This window comes from Streptomyces sp. NBC_00996 (assembly GCF_045162675.1).
Lineage (GTDB): Bacteria > Actinomycetota > Actinomycetes > Streptomycetales > Streptomycetaceae > Streptomyces.
In genome coordinates this window covers 8,293,797-8,311,574 of record NZ_CP108723.1, presented here as the reverse complement: position 1 = coordinate 8,311,574, position 17,778 = coordinate 8,293,797, and the positions used below count along the sequence as shown (strand labels likewise).

The 17,778-nt window shown below is 65.5% G+C and carries 13 protein-coding genes; 2 read left to right on the top strand and 11 right to left on the bottom strand.

Annotation, left to right across the window (positions count from 1 at the left end; all coding sequences use genetic code 11):
• Positions 1–113: 113 nt before the first annotated feature.
• Positions 114–1,148, bottom strand: a complete 1,035-nt coding sequence (locus tag OG390_RS38680) for a polyprenyl synthetase family protein (RefSeq protein WP_406174427.1) — start codon at positions 1,146–1,148, stop codon at positions 114–116.
• 910 nt (positions 1,149–2,058) lie between these two features.
• On the opposite strand from OG390_RS38680, the gene OG390_RS38675 reads away from it, so the two are divergent.
• A complete protein-coding gene (locus OG390_RS38675) occupies positions 2,059–2,925 on the top strand; it encodes a LuxR C-terminal-related transcriptional regulator (protein ID WP_406174425.1) in 867 nt (288 codons plus the stop codon).
• 109 nt (positions 2,926–3,034) lie between these two features.
• Here the strand turns inward: OG390_RS38675 and OG390_RS38670 are convergent, their stop codons facing one another.
• From OG390_RS38670 to OG390_RS38635, 8 genes are all read right to left on the bottom strand, one after another.
• Positions 3,035–5,191, bottom strand: a complete 2,157-nt coding sequence (locus tag OG390_RS38670; protein ID WP_406174424.1) for an MMPL family transporter — start codon at positions 5,189–5,191, stop codon at positions 3,035–3,037.
• A gap of 64 nt (positions 5,192–5,255) precedes the next feature.
• The gene (locus tag OG390_RS38665; RefSeq protein ID WP_406174422.1) at positions 5,256–6,620 is read right to left on the bottom strand and encodes a cytochrome P450; all 1,365 of its coding nucleotides are present in this window, start codon (positions 6,618–6,620) and stop codon (positions 5,256–5,258) included.
• Positions 6,621–6,737: 117 nt separating this feature from the next.
• Positions 6,738–7,682 (bottom strand): UbiA family prenyltransferase, encoded by a 945-nt coding sequence (locus OG390_RS38660; RefSeq protein ID WP_406174420.1) that lies wholly within the window; start codon positions 7,680–7,682, stop codon positions 6,738–6,740.
• 8 nt (positions 7,683–7,690) lie between these two features.
• Positions 7,691–9,250, bottom strand: a complete 1,560-nt coding sequence (locus tag OG390_RS38655) for a class I adenylate-forming enzyme family protein (RefSeq protein ID WP_406174418.1) — start codon at positions 9,248–9,250, stop codon at positions 7,691–7,693.
• Positions 9,251–9,375: 125 nt separating this feature from the next.
• The gene (locus tag OG390_RS38650; protein ID WP_406174416.1) at positions 9,376–10,143 is read right to left on the bottom strand and encodes a methyltransferase domain-containing protein; all 768 of its coding nucleotides are present in this window, start codon (positions 10,141–10,143) and stop codon (positions 9,376–9,378) included.
• The gene (locus OG390_RS38645; protein ID WP_406174414.1) at positions 10,140–11,684 is read right to left on the bottom strand and encodes a class I adenylate-forming enzyme family protein; all 1,545 of its coding nucleotides are present in this window, start codon (positions 11,682–11,684) and stop codon (positions 10,140–10,142) included. The genes OG390_RS38650 and OG390_RS38645 overlap by 4 nt, the downstream gene beginning before the upstream one ends.
• Positions 11,685–11,730: 46 nt before the next feature.
• A complete protein-coding gene (locus tag OG390_RS38640) occupies positions 11,731–13,485 on the bottom strand; it encodes a CoA transferase (RefSeq protein ID WP_406174413.1) in 1,755 nt (584 codons plus the stop codon).
• A 193-nt stretch (positions 13,486–13,678) separates the two neighbouring features.
• Entirely contained in the window at positions 13,679–14,521 is an 843-nt protein-coding gene (locus OG390_RS38635; protein WP_406174411.1) for an alpha/beta hydrolase, read from the bottom strand.
• A 33-nt stretch (positions 14,522–14,554) separates the two neighbouring features.
• On the opposite strand from OG390_RS38635, the gene kynU reads away from it, so the two are divergent.
• The gene (gene kynU / locus OG390_RS38630) at positions 14,555–15,793 is read left to right on the top strand and encodes a kynureninase (RefSeq protein WP_406174409.1); all 1,239 of its coding nucleotides are present in this window, start codon (positions 14,555–14,557) and stop codon (positions 15,791–15,793) included.
• A gap of 69 nt (positions 15,794–15,862) precedes the next feature.
• Here the strand turns inward: kynU and OG390_RS38625 are convergent, their stop codons facing one another.
• Together OG390_RS38625 and OG390_RS38620 are read right to left on the bottom strand one after the other, a co-directional pair.
• Complete coding sequence (locus tag OG390_RS38625) at positions 15,863–16,906, bottom strand: methyltransferase (RefSeq protein ID WP_406174407.1); 1,044 nt, start codon at positions 16,904–16,906, stop codon at positions 15,863–15,865.
• 36 nt (positions 16,907–16,942) lie between these two features.
• Positions 16,943–17,773, bottom strand: coding sequence for a tryptophan 2,3-dioxygenase (locus OG390_RS38620; RefSeq protein ID WP_406174405.1), 831 nt, complete (start codon positions 17,771–17,773; stop codon positions 16,943–16,945).
• Positions 17,774–17,778 lie beyond the last annotated feature (5 nt).

Here is a 17,778-nt window from a genome sequence, read left to right as displayed (position 1 = left end):
ACACTCGCCCAGAACGCTCCTGAACAGGGAAAACGTCAAAGTGCTGCTGGAGTACTAGTAGCTTTGAGAGCCGCCAGGGCCTGCCCTGCGCATACCTGCATTCGGGGCTGCGGTTACGCATTTCGTTCCACGAGAAAACGCATCAATGACAGCAGATCATTGAACGCCCAGGCATCCGCTCCCACCTGTTCGAGGCAGTCCTGAGCGGCCTGACGCAGACGGGTGGCCTCCGCCTCAGCCCATGCCCTCCCACCGGCCTCCTCGACCCACTGTGTCGCCTTGGCCACGTCTGCGCTGGTGAGAGGGTCGGCACTGCGGTACAGGGCGGCCAGGCTGCGCGACGCATCGGTTCCTGCCTCCAACGCGGCGACAACGGGGAGGCTCTTCTTTCGCGATGCCACATCCGCGCCGACAGGCTTCCCGGTCACACGAGGGTCTCCCCACACGCCGAGAATGTCATCAACCAGCTGGAACAGCATGCCCAGGTGACCACCGAAGGCGCGCATGACAGCCGCCGCTTCGGCGTCCGCTCCTGCTGTGAGCGCACCGAGTTCACAAGCGGCGGCGATCAACGCGCTGGTTTTGCCCGACACCATCGCCTTGGTCTCAGCGAGAGTCACCTCGACGCGGTCCTCGAACGCGAGGTCCATGGCTTGCCCGACGCAAAGACCGTGGACAGCTTGCGCCAGGATCTTCACCAATCGCCCTGGGTCGTCACAGCCCGAGGACGCGAGCAGCCGGTATGCCTCAGCGACGAGCAGGTCGCCTGCCAGTACGGCCTTCGAGGTCCCGAACAAGGACCATGCTGTCTGCCGGTGACGGCGGACCGTGCCCCTGTCCATCACATCGTCATGGAGGAGGGAGAAGTCATGGACCAACTCGACCACCACAGCGGCAGGGATGGCGGACTTCACCGCGGCCTCGCCGCCTACCGCGCGAGCGCAGGCGACGGCAAGGGCCGGCCTGATGTATTTTCCCGTTTGTTCGCACGGCCGACCGTTCGCGTCCCACCAGCCAATGTGATAGCCGACTATGTGGCTGGTTTCTTCCGGCAGGGCGGCTACGGTGGCGCGATGCAGGGGGGAGATCAGCTCACGCGCCTCGGCCATCATCTCCAGTGCGTCGCGTTGCGCGGAAATACTGTTCACGTTGATTCTCTCATCCCCTACTTCGGACGTGAGGACGTGCCCTCGACAGCCGGTGAACAAAGGAGATCACCTTGTTGTTTGCCTTGTCGCCGCGCGCAATGCTCACCCGGAGCGGCGACTTTACCGGAGTAGTTGCCCGCGTGAGTTTTGACCGTCTGGTGACGGTATTGGGGACCGTATCAGCCCGGCTTGATAGAGACAAGATCAACAAGTGTCAACTGTACGTCAGATGACGCCGATTCAGGCCGTGACCGCAAGCGGTCAGACGGCTATCGAATATGCACTGGGAGTCGCGTTGTCATGCGGCTACTTCGCATGGCCGGTAGCCGGTGATGGAGTGACGCGGGGATCAATGACGACGGTGTCCTCATTCGGGATCAAGGCTCCCCGAGGCTGCCGGTGCGCCGTGGGGGTGCGGCCGGACAGAGCACGGCAGACCGGGTCGGACAGGACCGCGCAGACCATTGCCATGTAAACCAACCGTGGCCGAGATCACGGGATAACCGCGTGTACAGCCGGGCTGACGGCGTGACATGTTGTGGCCACAGCGGGCTACGGCGGAGTAGCTTCGAGGGAGGGCAGGAATGAGCCGCATATCGGTGATGAAGTTGTGTTCCACCGCTGCGAGTTCGTCCACGTCCCACATGCCAGGCGCAGTGGATGATGAGGCCGTCGTGAGGTGCGAACCACCGGATCAGAGCACGGATGGCCTCGACGAGTGGGCCAGCGCGGCCGGTCTGCTGCTCACACCCGCCGCTCGAGCGGCGGCTTCAGCTCCTCTCACAACGGCTCGGTCGCAGTCCGCACCCGGCGGCGACGATCACAGCCATCCGCAGTTCAACACACCGTCATCGCAGCTGAAGTCATCAAACTGGTTTTGAACCGCATTGCGCGTGAAAGTACGGGGGATATGATCAACGCACAGCGAGAATTGCATGCAACGACTGAGGTCGATGAGCCGATTAGGCGACTGCTCCGGCTCATCGAGTTACAGGAGCAGTCTATAGCATCGTGCTCGGAATATAACCGGTCACTGCAGAAGCAGGTTTCCGCACTGGCGTCGTGCATGTGGCCTCCCCTGCACCAGGCATCAGAACAGGAGATCGTGAAGGATGCTGATCGGATAGCAGAAATCCAGGACAGCATCGTCGAGCTGCCCGCTGAAGAAATCATGCTGTTGCGGCCCGCATTTGGATCGCCAGACGATATGAACCGGGACTTGGAACGTTTCCAGTCCACCCGGACCCGCGGGATAACGGTCCGATGCATTCAGCAGCAACTGCACACCAGTTTGCGATTCCGTTCGCACTTCCGACAGCTCACATCACTGGGCTGCCAAGTACGCACGTCACCTCTGATCCCTTTCCAGGCCACCGTAGTCGATGACACTTTATCGTTTATCTCGACAGACGCCGACGGGCCGCCAGAAAAGATGCTGCTGGTCACGAATCCACATCTTGTCGGGTGTATGCGTCGCGTCTTCGAGTTCTGCTGGGACGCTGCCAGCGATTCCGCTGCGCAACCGACGCTGGGGATCTGTGGCTCCGGGCACCCCGAGGCCGACGTGAGCCGGCCACGCGTACCTGATCTGGCACCAGACCAGCTGACTGTGCTGCGTCTTTGGGCCAGTGGTCGACCTGATACCGCCATTGCGCGAGAACTGCAGGTTTCACCCAGAACGCTTCGCAGGACCACCGCGATGCTGATGCGACGACTCGGCGTCAGTACCAGATTCGAAGCGGGAATGGTCGCCGCACGTTCGGGTCTTCTCAATTGACCGGTTCGTCCGCCGATCGGTAACGAGCGGACGCACCCGCCGCGGCGACGCCCGGGCTCAATGCAGTCCTGGGCGCCGCCGCGGCCGACCGAACGGTCAACCGGCGACTTCACTCCCGCAGGCGAAGCCGCTCGAGCACACCGCGCGCCAGACGCGGAGACCACCAGTTCCAGGTTCCCGCGATGCGCATGAACGCCGGTACAAGAACGACACGAACCAGCGTTGCGTCCACAAGGACGGCCAGCGCAAGTCCGAGACCGAGCATCCGCATGAGGGAGACGCCGCTGGTGGCCATGCCGGCGAATACGACGGCCATCATCACCGCGGCTGCCGTCACCACGCGGCCGGACCGTGCCAGACCGACCGCCACCGCGGTGTCGTTGTCGGCCCTGGTACGTCCTGACTTCTCCCACTCCTCGCTGAACCGGGCAAGCAGAAACACTTCATAGTCCATGGAGAGCCCGAACGCGATGCAGAACAACAACACCGGAACCGTGGCGGTGGTGTAGCCCGTACTCGTCGTGCCGAGAGCGCCGAGATGACCGTCCTGGAAGATCCAGACCATCGCACCGAAGCTCGCGGTCAGCGACAGCGCGTTGAGAACGAGGGCTTTCAGCGGCATCACGACGCTACCGGTGAGCAGCAGCAACAGCACGAACGTGGTGACGGCGATCCAGGCCAGTGCCTTGGGTATGCCCCGGGCGATACTCGCGGAGGTGTCACGGGTCTGCGGACCCAAGCCGTCGAACAGAGTGTGGCCCGGAGCGGGAACCATCCGCAGCGCATCCAATTGCTGTGCCGCAGCGGAGGAGTACGGGTTCAGCGGAGTCTGCACCGTCAGGTAGGCCACGCTCGCCTTCGTTGCTGCCGGCGCGCCCGGACCCACACGCTGTCCGTCGCTGTACGTAGCAGCCGGAGCGACGACGGATTTCACGGATTCCACGCGCGACAGGGCCGTGGCGTAGGACTCGACCTTGGCCGGATCGCCGATACCCTCCACGACGATCCGCACCGTGCCCACGACATTCTCGTCGAATCCGTCCCGGATCGTGTCGCCCACCTGGTGCGACTGCGCGCTGACCGGGAGGACTCGGTCGTCGGGGAGGCCGAGCCGCAAACCGAAGACCGGTGCAAGGGACACCAACAGCACAGCGAGGACGGGCAGGGAGAACACGATCGGTCGGCGCTGCACCGACACCGCCACCCTGTGAAGCCACGAGGATTCGACCGCCTCCGTCTCACGCAGCGGCTTGCGGTTGATCCGGGTGCCCAGAAGGCTCAGCAACGCGGGAACCACGGTCAACGTCAGCACGATCGAGAGAGCGACCACCGCCGCGCCGGCGTACCCAATCGACTTCAGGAAGTAGATGGGGAAGAACGTCATTCCGATCAACGCGATACCGACGACCAGCCCGGAGTACACAACCGCCCGGCCACCGCGCCGCAGCGCGATCGCGATGGCCTCCTGCTGCCCGCTGCCCTGGGCGATTTCTTCGCGAAACCGTCCGATGATGAGCAGCGAGTAGTCGATCGCCAGCGCCAGGCCGAGCCCGGTCGTGATGTTCATCGCGAACACCGACAGGTCGGTCACCAGCGTCAGCAGATACAGCACCGCCGTGGTGCAGACGATGGCGATGATTCCGACCACCAGCGGGATCGCGGCCGCCACCCAGCTGCGCAGGAACCAGACCAGCAGGAGGAATGTCAGCACGATCGCGACCGATTCGGCCACGCCGAGGTCACGCGCAGAGGTCGTGGCTATTTCCGAGAAGGCCATGGCCTGACCGCCCGCGGTGACGGTGACCCCGTCGGCTTCACCGGCGTAACGGTCGGACAGGGCCTTGGCGGTTTTCTGCGCGGCGTTGTCGTCGCCCTTCAGCGTGGCGACCACGAGCCCCACGTGGCCGTCGCGGCTGATCAGGTGCGCACCGCCCTGCGGCCCGGTCCACGGGGAAACGACCGTCTGCACGCGCGAGTCGTGTCGCATTCCAGCGACGATGTCCTTGGCCCGGGCCGTGGCCTTGGCATCCGTGGCGCCCGAAGCGGATTCAATCGCGAAAAGGAACTGCGCGCCGGACAGGCCGAATTCGTCGGCAAGTACGTTCGCAGCGTGGGTGGATTCCGCGCCAGGGTCCTGGAATCCGCCGGCCAACAGCCGATCGGGGACCTTCGATCCGAGCCCACCGCACAGGACGAAGGCCAGGAGGACCAGCGCCAGCACGCGTTTCGGGGCGCGTATGGCGAATCCTGCCAGACGGTTGATCATTTCTCCTCTTTCGAATCCCTGCCGGCTGCGGACCGGTAGGCGCAGTGTTGCGGCAATGCGGCGATCAGAATCGTGCCTCGGCTCGCATCGGCATACGAGTCGGCTGGATGAATGCGCCGATCGCAACCTCCTTCACCTTGCTGCCGGGAATCGTCCGGAATCGCCAGCGCGCGGCGATGGTCGCGATCTGCAGCGTGATCTGCGTGAGCGCGAAGACGTTTCCCGGGCACTGACGCGCTCCCATGCCGAAGGGGATGTAGGTGTCGGGTGACATGCGTGCCCTGTTCTGCGGCAGCCACCGATCCGGGTCGAACCGCATCGGATCGGGGTGGAAGGCCGGATCGCGGTGTACGGCGATCGGGCAGGCGAAGAGCAACACCCCGCCGGGGATCTCGACGTCACCGAGGGTCGTCGGCTCGGTGATCTGCCGAAGCGTCAACCAGGGCGAGTACTTCCGCAAAGACTCCGACACCACACGCTTGGTGACATCCAGCCGCTCCAGATCAGCGAACTCGGCCGGTCGCCCGTTGGTGAGCACTGCGTCCAGCTCGGCATGCAGCGCCGCCTCCACGTTCGGGTTAGCACTGAGTTCGTGGAAGATCCAAGCGAGTGTGGCCGCCGCCGCCTGGGTGCCGGCGACGAGGAAGTTGAGCAGCTCGTCGTGCACCTGAGTGTCGCTGAGCATGGCGCCTGACTCGTCATCACGGGCTTGCAGCAGGGCGCCCAGCAGATCCCCCGGATCCTGCTCGGGATCGGCGGCCAGCTCCGCTCGTCGACTCGTGATGATGTTGCGGGTCACGGCTTTCAACTCGGCAAGCATCATCTCGAACCGGCGATTGGACGGCAGTGGCAGGCGGTCCGTCCAGGCCGGCCGGGTGCCTCGTCGCACGAGCAGCGTCATCACCGGCGGCAACAACCGGTGAATGTGCCCGGCCGTCTCAGCGCCGAGCGTGCCCTGGAACAGCGTCGCCGCCATGGTCCGCACGGCCAGCTCGTGCATCTCCTCGTTGAGGAGGATCTCTTGGCCGTCCCGCCAGGACTGCGAGCACTCGGCTCCCTGCCGTGCCATGACCGACGCGTAGTGGGCGATGCGGGCTTTGGCGAACGCCGGCGCGATCAGCCGGCGTTCCTGGCGATGCCTCTGCCCCTGCAGGACGATCACGCCCTCGCCGGTCAGCGCCCTGGTGCGTTCGACCAGGACACCCTGATCGGAATGGGTGACAAAGGCTTTGCGTATCAGTCCGGGCTCGGTCACGACGTACCCGACGTACCCGCCGATCTTGATCCGCACCACCGGCCCGAGCACTGACAGTGTCGACAGAAAGTGGTGCGGGCGCCGTGCGAGGCGCAGCGCGTGGCCGAGCAACGGCAGGCTCCCCGGAGCGGTGGGAGCGCTGCGCGAGGCCTGCCGTTCATTGATTGCCGTCACAGTGCGGATCTCCATCTGGTCGTGCCAGGACGAGCCCGAGATGCCTTCCCGGCGCTCAGGTACGGCGCTGGCGTCCGTGTGTGCTCCAGACCCTCATCGGCGGGCGGAGCCGTGCCCTCACGACAAGAGAATCGCCGCGGTCAAACCGAGCATCCCGACATCGATGCACCGGAAACCGAACTTCATGGCCTTCCGGACCTGGCCTTTGACATTCCCTTGGTAATGCTGCACAGCGTGCATCACGACCACGGGCAGCAGCAGTGGCGCGGTCAGCGGGTTCAGGTCTCCCACCGTGAACAGGAGCACCGTGAGCACGATGCTGTAGCCGTACAGGAGCCAGGTGACCACCTGGAACGTCTGTGGATTCAGCACGACGGCCATCGTCCGGCGGTGCGCGGCCCCGTCTCCGGCGCGGTCGGCCACGTTGCCGTACGAGACCGGCATCAGGAACCAACTGCCAGTGAGCAGCCCGATCAGGACCGCGGTGCTGGTCACGGTATGCGCGATCATCAGGTACGGGATGACCGTGACGACGACCGTGAGGCCGGAGATGAACAGCTCCAGCCCGCCGGGAACGTAGCTGAGCTTCAGACCGCCGGAGTACTGCAGCGCTATACCGATCACGACTGCCCAGACCGCCAGTGCCAGCAGGACATTGATTCCCAACGACAGCGCCGTGGTGACGACGGCGAGGGTGGCGACCGTGACGACAGTGACCACGAAGCCAACCGCCTGCCGCACCGTCAGCAGCCCCGCGACCAGGGGCTTGCGAATCATGGTCGGATAGTCGGCCGCGCCATAGTTCGCTATGTCGCAACCGTCCCGGAAGCCCATGATGTCGTCCATCGCACATGCCGAGCTCTGGATCGACAGCAACAGCAGCGGAACCAGCACCAGCGCCGGTATCGCGCCGTGCAGGGACACCGAATCGGAGTACAGCAGCGCGAGAAGAATGATCCAGTGGTACAACCGATGGTAAACACGCAGCTTTCCAAGCTGCACATAGTTCGTCCATTTCGGCGCGGGTCGGGCAGGGTTCGCTGCTTCGGTAGAGACAGTCACGACACCACTCACTTCGGGCTTGCCGGAGATCCGGAAACATCGGCAATTCGGGCGGCGAGCACCGAGCGACGGATCTTCCCGGTCGCCGTCTTCGGCAGACTCGCGAAATCAACTACTACGGGGGAGTCAAATCCCGACAGATCCGCAACCGCTTCCCGCCACGCGTTCTCGTCGAAGACGCCCTCCCGGGTCGCCGCCACGGGCACGATCCGGCCGTTCTGCTCGAGCACGACGACCTCGAGCAGCCACGGCATCCGTTCCAGCAACAGGTCTTCCACGGCGATCGAGCTCGGCACCGTACTCACGCGGTCCACTTGGCGATCGATCAGCGTGAGCCGGCCGAAACGGTCCTTCTCGCCCCAGTCACCGGTGTCCCACCACCCGCCGTCGCTGCGCCCGGCGCGCGCGGCCTCCGGTCGATTCAGGTAGGTGGAGAACAGCGCCTTGGTGCGCACCTGAATGCGCCCCGGCGTACCCGCGGACACCTTGGCTCCGTCGGCGTCGACGATCCGGATCCGGGTGACACCGGGAACTCCCCGGCCCACGGGATGGCCCTTCATCCTTCGGCCGAGATCACTGCGCTTATGGCTCCGGCTGAACCCCTTCACGTGCATACGAGCCGAGATGGCGCCCAGTTCGGACTGGCCGTACAACTCGAAGAAGGCAGCGAACTTTCGACCGCTGCCGCGCAGAAAGCGCTGCACGGTGGCCGGGTGCAGCACGTCGAACGTGGCATAGAACCATCTGACCGATCGGAACACGCCCGCGTCGGCCAGGTCCTCCCACACCATGTACGTGTTCGGAACCGTCTCCAGGAACGTCGGGCGCCACGTCCCCACGATGCGGCTGACGGTCACCGGATCCGTGCCGACCAGCAGAATCAACGGAGAATTCCGCCGCAGCGAGAACAGCAGGGCGACCACCGTGGCGCCGTGCGAGGGCGACAGGGCGAAGACGGAGTAACCCTTCATGCGGAAGACTCGATGCCCCAGCGCACGCAGATAGCCATGATAGTCGATCACAGCTCTCGTGTACTCGACGAGCTTGGGCACACCGGTCGTTCCCGACGTGTGCGTGACCACGTACGGCGCCGAATTCGGCAGCGCCACGGCAGGGGTCGTCCGCGGAGACATGGTCGCCATCCGCCCGGCCTGCACCGACCAGTCGTCCAGCCGCCGACCGTCCCCGACAGCGGCATACGACGCGACACGTGTGCCCGTGGTGATCACCCGGCCGACGCCCGTGGTCGGTGCCAGCATGTGCCCGACTGTTTCGGCATCCAGGGTCGGGCTGATCAGGATCGGGACCGCGCCCACCGCAGACAGACCGGAGACCACCACCAGCACATCCACAACGGAGTCGAGCCATACCACGCACCGGTCACCGACACCGACGCCTTCGGACTCGAACAGCGTCGCCGCCCGTGCCGCCGCATCGGCGATGTCGCTCGGGGCGATCTTGTCGTCCTCCGCCGCCACCGCGATCGGCTGGTGGTCGACGATCCACGGCTCCGCGTCCCGCCGCACTGCCATCAGCTCGTCGAAGAGCAGACGATGATTGCGCGCCATGATCCCTCCCATGCATCGTTGTTCTCGAAGTCCGCGGTTCGGGGAAGAGCCGGAGACCGGTGATCCGGCGCAGCCGTACGCGTCGGCCGAGCCTTCAGGTACCGGATCGTTGTTCCATCGAGACGTCAGCGAACTGGTGCGATTCCGGCCGCTGGGCTCTTGGCACCGCGAACCCACTGGAACGAGCCCTTGCGACGGACGTGGACGTCGGTGAGCCCATGTGCCGCCAACATGCCGGGGAGTTCGTCGTCGTCGAAGTAATGGACTCCACCACCCGGCAGGGCCGACATTAGCTTGGCCGGACCGTGCTTGGTGCTGGGGATCATCACCGTGAGGACGCCGCCCGGCCGCAGCACGCGGACCATCTCCGCGAGCGCGGCAGCACGATCCGCGACGAGTTGCAGCACGGCGGTGGAGACCACCCCGTCGACGCAGCCGTCGTCGAAGGGCAGCCGGCCCGCGTCGGCCAGCAGGAACCCGACCCGGGAGTCCGTGCACGCTCTGGCCGCCCTGGCCAGCATCGGCGCGGAGATGTCGACGCCCAGGACGACGACATCCCCTCCGGCGCTGTCGGCCAGGACTCCGGTGACATGCCCCAGCCCGGACCCGACATCGAGGATCACGCCCTTGGACGGCAGCACCAGCCACTCGGTCGGAGTCCGGGATCCCTTCAGCACTGCCCGCACCAGCGCCTGGGCGAATTGATAGAAACCCGCGCCAGCCTTGGAGGCCCAGAACGCCTGGATTCCTGCGCTTTCCGCGTCGGCGATGCTGCCGGGTGGTTGCCGAAGGGTATCGAGGTAGCCGTCCTGGACGAGCGGATCGATCCCTCGCACGGCGAGCAGCTCGGTCGCGCGTCGCAGTGCGGGAGGAAGGTCGGTTCGCACGGTCATGACGCCACGGTCGCGGAGAGGGCTGCCCGGTCGATCTTGCCGAGCTTGGTCCGCGGGATGGCGTCCACGGTCCACAGCCGGTCCGGCATCTTGTGCCGCGCAAGCGACGTGCGCAGGGCGGCCTTCAACCCCTCCAGATCGATCGGGGCGTCCGGATCGGCCGACACCACACAGGCACCGATCGCCTCACCGAGCACCTGGTCGGGGACGGGGAAGATCGCGGCGTCGGCCACGGCCGGCAGCGCCCCCAGAGCCGTCTCGACCTCGACGCACGAAACCTTCAGACCGCCCCGGTTGACGAGTTCCTTGGTCCGACCGCGAACGTGCAGCCGGCCCTCGTCGTCGATGATCCCGAGGTCACCGGTGTGGTACCACCCGTCGACACCCACGCTCTCCTGTCCCCAGTAACGCACCGGGACCTTCGCGCGGTACACGATCTCGCCGAGCACGCCGCTGGCCACGGACCCCGTACCGTCGAGCGCGACGATCTCCACGTGTCCGTCGGCCGGAGTGCCCGCCGGCCCGTCCATCGGCCGGCGACCGACCGAACCGGCCTCGATGTCCGCGCGGTCGGTGGTGAAGGTGTAGAAGCCTTCCGCGCAGCCGTAAATGAACAGCATCTCGACACCGAGGACGGTGTACACCTGCTCCAACAGCGTCGCGGGCAGCGGTGATGCGGCCGAGACCCCCCACCGCAGCGAGGACACGTCATGGCGCTCGCCGTCCAGACGGTCGAGCATCATCCGGAGATGGGCCGGAGTCCCGGGCAGCACCGTGACCCGCTCCGCCGTCACCAGATCCAACGCACCGCTCGGGGAGAACCGGTCCATGACGACCAGACGGCCACCGCTGGCCAGTCCCATCAGTGTCATCTTGAGGCCGAAGCCGTGGGCCATCGGCGGGTAGATCAGCCAGACGTCGTCGCTGTTCGGCCGCATCGCTTCCAGGAAGGCCGCGGTCTTGGACCACAGCGCCCGGTAGGTCTCGACCACCAGCTTCGGCTGGCCCGTCGTACCGGAGGTCATCAGCAGCAGCGCGATCCCGAGATCGTCCATGCCGGTGTAGTCACGCGGCGTGTCCGGCAGATCGGCCGTGTCGTCCAGCAGGTCGGCGAAGGTCGTTCCCACCGGCTCATCAGTGCCTCGCACGATCGTGTGAATCTTCGGAAACGCCTCATGCACCGTGCGCAGCGGTTCCATGCCGTCGTCGGCTCCGGCCCGCGGCTGGTACAGCAGGGCGACGGCATCGGTGCGATCGACCAGCGACACCAGCTCGGGTCCGGTCAGATCGTGGTCGACACCGACGAATACGATCCGCGAGATCCACGCCGCCACCATGGAAATCAGGTATTCCGGGGAATTGGGCAGCTGGCAGACGACACGGTCCTCGGCCTGGATGCCGAGCCTCTGATAGGCCGCCGCCATGCGCTCGACACGGTCCCAGAACTCACGGTAGGTCAGAGACTGGCCCTGGAAGGTGAGGGCAGGCTGGTCGGCCCGCTCCTGGCATACGGCGTGCAGCGTCGCGATCAGTTCGTTCACAGGATGTTCCTCGCTATCGATGTGTTGACTCACCGACTGGCGTCGATCACTCGAACACCCACGGCGCTACCGGTGCTTGCCCGCCGTCTTCGAAGGGCTCGAACAAAGGCGCAAGTCGCTCGTCATGAACCAGCGCATCAAGGTCACAAAGGACCTCGGCAGCTGGAATACCGGCCTCGACCAGGACCTTCTCCCAGTGCGCGGCCGGAGCCTCACGGAATCGCTCCGAAAGCCTCTCGTCGTTCCCGTCGTGCAGCGACATCCCCAGCGCTTCGCCCAGAATGCGGCGGTCGGCACCCTCGGCAAGGGTGATCGCCAGGTAGCCATCGGCGGTTTCCAGTGGCTCATCCAGGAGGTCCCATCGCGGACGGCCCGCTGTCCGCCGCGACGCCTCACGATGGGAACCGACCTGGGACTGCAGGGCCATCGACCCGCACAGCAGCGACGTCTCGGACTTCCAGCCGTGGTTCCGGCGCTCGCGCTGGAGGAGACCAGCCAGAACACCTTCACAGGTCACCAGGGCGCCGAAGATGTCGCAGAGCAACACACGGGTGGTTCGCGGCCGTTGGGAGTCCGGCGTATTCGTGTCAGCCAACCCTGTGTAGGCCTGCACCATGAACTCTGTACCGAGCACATGGTCCCGATCGACGTGGGGAGCCCAACCGGATGCCTCGGCGAACACCAGTCCGGGCTGAACACGCGCCAGTTCTTCCGCGGTGAGCCCCCATTCCCCGGCCTTACCGGGGCGCCAGTTGTGGAGGAACACATCGGATTCCGCGATCATCTCGCGGAGTTGGTCACGCCCTTCCGGGCGCGCGACATTGACAGCTGCCCGTCCCTTGCCGCGATGGTAATAGGCCCCCATGCCTCCGATGTCGCCCTGCGGCGGTTCGATCCAGGTGACCTCGGCACCGAGCATGCGCAGCAGGAGCCCGGCCAGTGGGCCCTGGACGCGGGTCGTGGCCTCCACGACCCGTATACCGCTCAGCGGGAGGGGATGTGCATCGCCCGGCCGGCTCGCGGGTGCCGGCGCGGAGCGTCCCCGGCCCTGTGCGGCCAACGGCGTCAACCCGGGATGACCGGCCGACCAGCCAGGCTCAGCGGATACCTCCGCATACGTCCGCAACGGCGACAAGCTCAGCCGGAACTCGTCGGCTGCCGCGCGTATCTGAGACCACTGTGCGGACGACGCTGCGATGTGCAGGTCGCCAGGAAGTACGCAGTGCCCCTTGACATATCGATACTGAAAAATGGGCCAGGACCGGCCCAGAACGGCGCCGTCCACGCCCAGGCTCCGCCAGAAGCCGGCCCAGCGTTCGGGATCGAACGTCTCGATCTCGAACAGTCGGCCATCCGCGCTGGCAAACGGCGGCGGGGAGCCGCTGCCGCGCATCGAGGGCGCCCAGTCCTCCGGTGATGTGGCCTCACCGATGTACTGACCGGCCAGAATTGTCGCCGCCCGCAGCACGGATGTCCGCACCGTCTCGATGTCGATTCCACGAGAACGGCCGATCTCGGCAGCCAAGGCACCGTGACCCGCCAGCAGACCACATGCGGCGGAGGCCACATCCAGGCCGAAACGGCGAGGGCGGCCGGCCTCCGCGCCATTCACGAACATCAGCCCAGAAAGCGCCTGCATCACGGCTTCGCTCGCTGGATTTGCCGAGGGTATTCGTGATCCGCCGTACCACGATATGTCCACGCTTTCCAGCAGCGGACTCGCCGATTGCTCTGCGGAAGCGGCCAACCAGGGCGCAACGCGAATATCGAACACCTTCTGGGCGAGGTCCATCTCATTCATCCTTTAACCATCGAAGACACGCCTGCCCTGCGTTCGAGGGAGCAATTTATTGATCCCACCTCGGAACTCCTGATCAGCGAAGAAGAATTTAGCAGTAGCCGGCGATTGCAGGGAGCCGACAGGTATCGCGTAGATGGCTGGGTGGGGCCATGACCGCCTTCGGCCACACCAGAGGGCCTCGCGGTCTTCTTGGTCACAGACCCATCCGGGTCAGCACGGCATCGCCCAGCGCGGTGCCGCGACGCCCGAGGTCGAAGGGCAGGTCGAAGTGGTCGCGCTCGGCCACCGTCAGATCGACGGGTCGCAGGCCGCGGTGCGTCAACGCGTTCACGAAGTCGACGTGCTGCCGGGCGTATTCGGCGGTCTCAGCGGCACCCCTCGCGACGATGACCTTCGACGTGGCAAGCGGGAGATGGTGGATGGGACTGTTGGCGGCCGCCGCGGATCCGTCCATGCGCACCTTGTCGTTGACGTAACTCAACCGCACCGGCTCAAGGTCGTAGACGCCGCTGAGCAGCACTGCCCCGGCGACGTCCCAGGGCTCCTCCGCGGCGGCGCACAGCGCCATCGCCACAAGGTGCGCTCCCGCCGAACTGCCGCCCGCGAAAAGGAGGTCGCGCCGGGTACCCAGCTCCGCGGCGTGGGACGATATCCACCCCAGGGCCCGCCGTATTGCTGTGACCATTGATCCGATGCCGTGGTTCGGTGCGAGGCCGTAGCCGACGGCAATGAATCCCGCACCCTGCTCCACCAGGTCGGGAGCAGCGAACGCGGACGCCTCCTTGTTCATCTCCTGCCAGTGACCACCATGTACGAAAACGAACAGCGGGGCTTGGGGACGTCGCGGCGGATAAAAGTCCAGCAACTCCGCCGCGCCGGGCCCGTAGCGAACGTCAAGCCGGTGGTCAAGGATTTCCCTGGCCCGGTCACTGTCTGTCGCATAACGTGTAAGATGCGCAGAGAATTGCGGCGCGCAGGAACTCGGGGAATATTCCCGGTCGAGTTCCTCCTGGGTCATGTCGCCATAGACATACATCTCGTTCTCCTCATCGACCGAAAGAGGTAGCCCATGCCTACCGCAAGGGATGCCAAGGATCTCGACATGGCAGATCCGCTGCATTCGCGGCGGGAAAAGTTTCTGCTGCCGGAAGAGATCGTCTACTTGGATGGGAACTCACTGGGGGCACTGCCCGGCCGCGTCCCGGCCACGTTGGAGACGGTGGTTCGCGACCAGTGGGGCGATCACCTGATCACGGCATGGACCAAGGACGACTGGTGGGGCGCACCGCTGCGGATCGGCGATCGTATCGGCCGCTTGCTCGGAGCCGCACCCGGTCAGATCGTGGTGGGCGAGTCGACCTCTGTTCAGACGTTCAACGCCTTGCTCGGAGCTGCGCGCCTGCGACCCGGGCGCAGGATGTTGGTCACGGACCCGGACCACTTCCCTACCAACCGGTACCTGGCGGAGTCGGTGGCTCGCCTGTGCGGGCTGGATGTCGTCGCTGTTCCGGTGCCCGACGTGCACGGCTTCCTGCGGGAGCAGGGCGAGCAGGTGGCTGTCGTCTCCTACGGAGCCGTGGACTTCCGCACCGGACGGTTGTGGGACATGGCAGAGGTCACCGCCGCCGCTCACGCCGCGGACGCCGTGGTGGTGTGGGACCTGTGCCATGCTGCGGGCGCGCTGCCTGTCGCGCTGGACGACCAAGGCGTCGACATCGCCGTGGGCTGTACGTACAAGTTCCTGTCCGGCGGTCCTGGCTCCCCCGCGTTCATCTATGTGGCGCGCGGGCATCACGACACCTTCGAGCCGCCGCTCACTGGTTGGCATGGGCACGCCCGGCCGTTTCATATGGAGCAGGGCTTCGAGCGGGCGCCCGGCATCTCGCGGACCAGAATCGGTACACCCCCGGTGCTCTCTCTTCTCGCTCTCGAAGCGGCCCTGGATGTTTTCGACGGCGTCGAGATGGCCGAGATACGTGCCAAGAGTCTGTCGCTCGGCGACTTCTTGATCAAATGCTTCGACCAACACCTGGCGTCCTTGGGTTTCGAGCTGGTGACTCCGAGGGAAGGCGCTCTGCGGGGCAGCCAGGTGACGGTGGCTCACCCGGACGCCCACGCACTGATGAGGGCCTTGATCGCCAGAGGAGTCATCGGGGACGTGCGGCCCCCGAACATGCTGCGCTTCGGCTACAACGCGCTGTACGTCTCCCACGCCGACATCCACCGAGCGGTGACGACGTTGCGCGATATCGCGCTTTCCGGTGAACACCACGACCCCCGATTCGCGACCCCGACGCTGATCACCTGACAGGCGGCGGACAGTGCTGGGGTCGGACGGCCCCGCCCGACCCCAGTACCGCTGTCGGGGGCCCAGACCTCAGCCCTTGTAGGCCTCGATGACTCCATGAGGTGTCCAGGAGTCGATCGTGATCCTGTTGATCCTGGAGAACCCGCAGTGCCGCAGCCACTCCTCGTAGTCCCGCCATGGATAGAGGGTGCTGCCGCGGAAAGGCAGCGTGGAGAAATAGACGCTGTCCAGTCCGGCGTACAGCGGACCGGTGCCGTCGTCGTCGGAGAAGGCATTGAAGATGAGCACACGCTGCCCGTCGGCCATCGCGTCAAAAGCTTTGCCAAGCAGAGCCTTGTTCTGCTCCGGAGTCCAGATCACCAGCTGGTGCGCGAACAGAACGCAGTCATAGCCGGTCGGATAGGCATCGTCGAACAGGTCCGCCGCATGGGTGTCGATGCGATCGGCCAGGCCATGCTGGGCGATCTTCTCCTTGGCGACGTCGAGTGCGCTGGGTCGGTCCAGAACGGTGATACGCAGATGTTCGTGGGCCGAGGCGAGGGCGATCGCGTTGACCGCGTCCCCACCGCCCACATCGAGCACGCGCTGGACCTGTGAGTAGTCCACGCCTTCGAGCAGCACCGGGTTCGACAGGGTCGACCAGGAGTTCATGCACCGGTAGAACAGCTGCTCCAGGCCCTCGGTGTTGGCCAGGCGGGTGTAGAGGTCCTGTGTGTCGCCGGGGAAGTGGCGAATGCCGATGTTCTCACCCGTGCGCAGGGACTCCGTGTAGTCCACGGCCGGCAGGTAAGCGATCTTGGCTTGGAACTCCACGATGTCCCGCAGCACCGGCCAGCTGCCTTCGCGGAACGCTTCCTCGACGATGGCGCAGTTTCGGTAGCCGTCCGGGCCCTTTGTCGTGAGACCGAGCGACGTCGTCCCCAGCAGCAGTACCTGGGCCGAGTGCGTGCTCAGGCCAGTACCGCCTGCGATGGACTCCGCGGAGGCGCCCGGTGCGCTGTGCAGATACTCGAAGAGCCCGAGCTCGCACGCCGCGTTGAGTTGCTGGAACGCGGCATGTCCGAACAGGATGGGCACCAGTCCGCGCATCGTCAGGGTAGGGGCGGTGGTCACGACCAGCCCTCCAATCTGAATGGGTGGGATCGGGAGTCAGAGGAGTGTGCGGACAGTCCACAGTTCGGGAAAGAAGCGGTGCTCGTTCACCGACCGAAGCCAGTCCAGGCCCGCCGTGCCGCCCGTTCCCGGCTTGCTGCCGAGCATGCGTTCCACCACCAGGAGATGCGTGGCGCGCCAGTGGGAGAACTGATAAGACACCTCGGTCAGCAGCTCCGCGACTCGATGGGCCTGCCTCCAGCGAGTCGGCTCCTGGTAGACGGCGAGCCACGCCTGTTCCACAGCCGGGCTGGGCGTGTACGGCGCGCCGGGCTCACGCTCGTAGACGCCTCGTGGAATCGTGGCTCCCATGCGGACCAGTAGGCTCAGCGCTTCGTCGTAGAGACTCGGGGCATTCAACGCCTTTTTGAGTTCCGGATAGAGGTCCATGTAGCGGGAACACTGAGCCACGGTCCGAGGGTCCTTGTTGCCGAGTGCGAACTCCAGCGCCCGATACATGAAGGACTGAGTGCCGGATGCCTCGCCGAGGATGTCACGGAACGCAAGGAACTCATCTGGCGACATCGCCGTCATCGTGTCCCATACGTTCACCAGCAGCCGCTGGACGCGCACGGCACGCGACAGGCTCTCGCACGCCTGGTCGACCTGGCTCTCGCGAAGCTGTTCGCGAGCCTGGTCCACCTCCACGAGTACGGCCCGGAACAGCAGTTCCTTGACATGGCTGATGAGAAGGAACGTCAGTTCCCGCGGAGAGTCGGATCGCGGTTGCTGCAATTCGTGCAACCTGTCCATGTGGGCGTAGGTGACGTAGGGGGGTGCGCCCTCACTGCCGTTCTGCTGCATTGGACAGGAATTCGGCTGCTCCATGCGGG